Raw genomic sequence first — 2,466 nt, 5'->3', positions numbered from 1 at the left:
GAACACGCCGACACGCCCGAGCTGCAGCAGCGCTGCCTGAAAATCTGCGAGATCGGCGCACAGATGCGCCTGCTCTACACCACCGCGCTCTATCACGACTACGTCGCCCAGGAGATCTCCCTGCCTGAACTGGGCATGGCCGCCTGAGCGCGTCCCTGGACGGAAAAGCAGCATCGCATTGGAAATGGACGGCCCCGCCCGGGGCCCGACCGGATAAAGGCTTGGACATCATGGCAGTGGCAAAGACAGACGAATTCACCAACTACATCAACGGCGAGTGGTCGAAGAGCGCCAGCGGCCGCACTTTCGACAACGTCAACCCGGCCGATACCGGCGACATCGTGGGCCGCTTCCAGGCCTCGACGGCGCAAGACGCGCAGGCCGCCGTGGCCGCCGCCGCGGCCGCGTTCGACGCGTGGAAGAAAACCCCGATCACCAAGCGCGCCAGGATCCTCAACAGCGCCGCCGATTACCTCGAAGCGCACGCCGACCAGATTGCCGAGGAACTCACGCGCGAAGAGGGCAAGGCGCTCAACCTGAGCAAGGACGAAGTCCTGCGCTCGGCGCAGACCATCCGCTTCTACGCGGTGGAGGGGCAGTCGTTCTCGGGTGAGACCTATCCCCAGGACGATCCCGACATGATCGTCTACAGCCAGCGCGAGCCGCTGGGCGTGGTGACCGTGATCTCGCCGTGGAATTTCCCGGTCTCGATTCCGGCGCGCAAGATTGCGCCGGCGCTGATCGCCGGCAACACGGTGGTGTTCAAGCCCTCGTCGGATGCGCCGCTGAGCGGCTACCGGCTGGCGCAGGCTTTTGTCGAAGCCGGCATCCCCAAGGGCGTGCTCAACTTCATTACCGGCCGTGCCGGCGACGTGGGCGCGGCGATCACCGAAGCACCGGCGGTGCGCGCGATTTCCTTTACGGGCTCCACCGCGGCTGGCCAGCACATCCATCGCTCGGTGTCGCTGAGCACGCGCACGCAGATGGAGCTCGGCGGCAAGAACCCGCTGATCGTGATGGAAGACGCCGATCTGGACCGCGCCGTGGATCTCACCATCAAGGGCGGCCTGTCGCTGAGCGGACAAGCCTGCACCGGCACCAGCCGCGTGCTGGTCATGGCATCGGTCAAGGCAGCCTTTACCGAGAAGCTGCTGGCCAAGGTCAGGACGCTGAAGATCGGCAGCGGCGTGACGCCTGGCATGGACGTCGGCCCGCTCGCCACGCGCAAGCAACTGGAAACCGTGCTCGGCTTTGTCGAGGCCGGCAAGGCCGAAGCCACGCACCTGTGCGGCGGCGACCGCCTGGGCGGCGAGCAATACGACAAGGGCTTCTATGTCTCGCCGGCGATCTTCACCGACGTCACGCAGCAGATGCGCATTGCCCGGGAGGAAATCTTCGGGCCGGTGATCGCCATCATCGAAGCCAGCAGCTACGCCGATGCCATTGCCAAGGCAAACGACACTGAATACGGTTTGTCGGCCGCCATCGTGACCAGCAACCCGCGTTATGCGCATGACTTCGCGCACGACATCCAGTCGGGCACGGTCAAGATCAACCGCACCACTACCGGCAACCTGATCAACGCGCCGTTCGGCGGGCTCAAGCAATCCAGCACCTCCACGTTCCGCGAGTCGGGCCGGGCAGGGCTGGAGTTCTACACGCAAATCAAGACCGTCTACCGCGGCTGCTGAACCAGCGCGCCCGCAAACCAACCGGCATTCACGCAGCATTCACGCATCAAGCAGGAGCAGGACATGAGAAAAGCCATCAAGCTGGAACTGAAGGAAGCCCGTCACATGGTGGCGGCAGCCATCCGCAAGTCCGAGGAAATCGGCGTACTGGAATCGATCTGCGTGGTCGACGACGGCGGCTACCCGCTGGTGCTGGAGCGCATGGACGGCGCACGCATCACCGGCCCGCAGATCGCCTGGAACAAGGCCTTCACGGCCGCCGGTCACAAGCGCTCGACCCACCTGTTCAACCAGGCGCCGAACGGCCCCGCGCTGCCGGGCAATGAAGCCTTCGGCATCCAGTGGAGCTTCGAGGGCAAGTTCGCGGTATTCGTGGGCGGCTTCCCGATCGTGGTCAACGGCGAAGTGATCGGCGGCATCGGCCTGAGCGGCGGCAATGGCGAGCAGGACACCGCCGCTGGCGTGGCAGCACTGCAGGCCCTGCAGGAACTGCTTGCCGGCGACGACCTGAAGGTGCTGGCCGAAGCCGATATCAAGAAGTAAATCCAGCACCCGGCGACAGCCCGCAAACCGCGCAAATCACGCGATGCGAAGCGAGCCCCCCAAGCGATGCGAAGCGAGCCGTCAAGGTGTACCAGGCCGTATGGGGCGCCTCGGGATCCGGCGAAAAGAGCGGAAAAGAGGGACCCATGTTTGAGTATCGCCTTAAGGCGATGCGAGTTTGGGTCCCGGCCGCTCTTTTCGCCGGATCCCGAGGGGGTGTCGCCCCATCCGG

Annotated in this window: 2 protein-coding genes and 1 pseudogene; all 3 read left to right on the top strand. The window is 64.9% G+C overall.

All coding sequences use genetic code 11. The features are described 5' to 3' along the window. Positions 1 to 147: pseudogene (locus AC1DN0_RS40865) on the top strand (TenA family transcriptional regulator); the annotation flags it as partial. Between the two features lie 83 nt (positions 148 to 230). Beyond that, positions 231 to 1,691 (top strand): aldehyde dehydrogenase family protein, encoded by a 1,461-nt coding sequence (locus tag AC1DN0_RS40860; RefSeq protein ID WP_441637683.1) that lies wholly within the window; start codon positions 231 to 233, stop codon positions 1,689 to 1,691. Between the two features lie 63 nt (positions 1,692 to 1,754). After that, entirely contained in the window at positions 1,755 to 2,234 is a 480-nt protein-coding gene (locus AC1DN0_RS40855; protein WP_035867076.1) for a GlcG/HbpS family heme-binding protein, read from the top strand. Positions 2,235 to 2,466 lie beyond the last annotated feature (232 nt).

The sequence above is a fragment of the Cupriavidus sp. 05N39 genome, assembly GCF_056397325.1.
This window is presented reverse-complemented; position numbering and strand designations above follow the sequence as displayed.

Bases quoted from the DNA above. Each gene is read 5' to 3' on its own strand.
- AC1DN0_RS40860 (WP_441637683.1), top strand. From the start codon at position 231: ATGGCAGTGGCAAAGACAGACGAATTCACCAACTACATCAACGGCGAG.
- AC1DN0_RS40855 (WP_035867076.1), top strand. From the start codon at position 1,755: ATGAGAAAAGCCATCAAGCTGGAACTGAAGGAAGCCCGTCACATGGTG.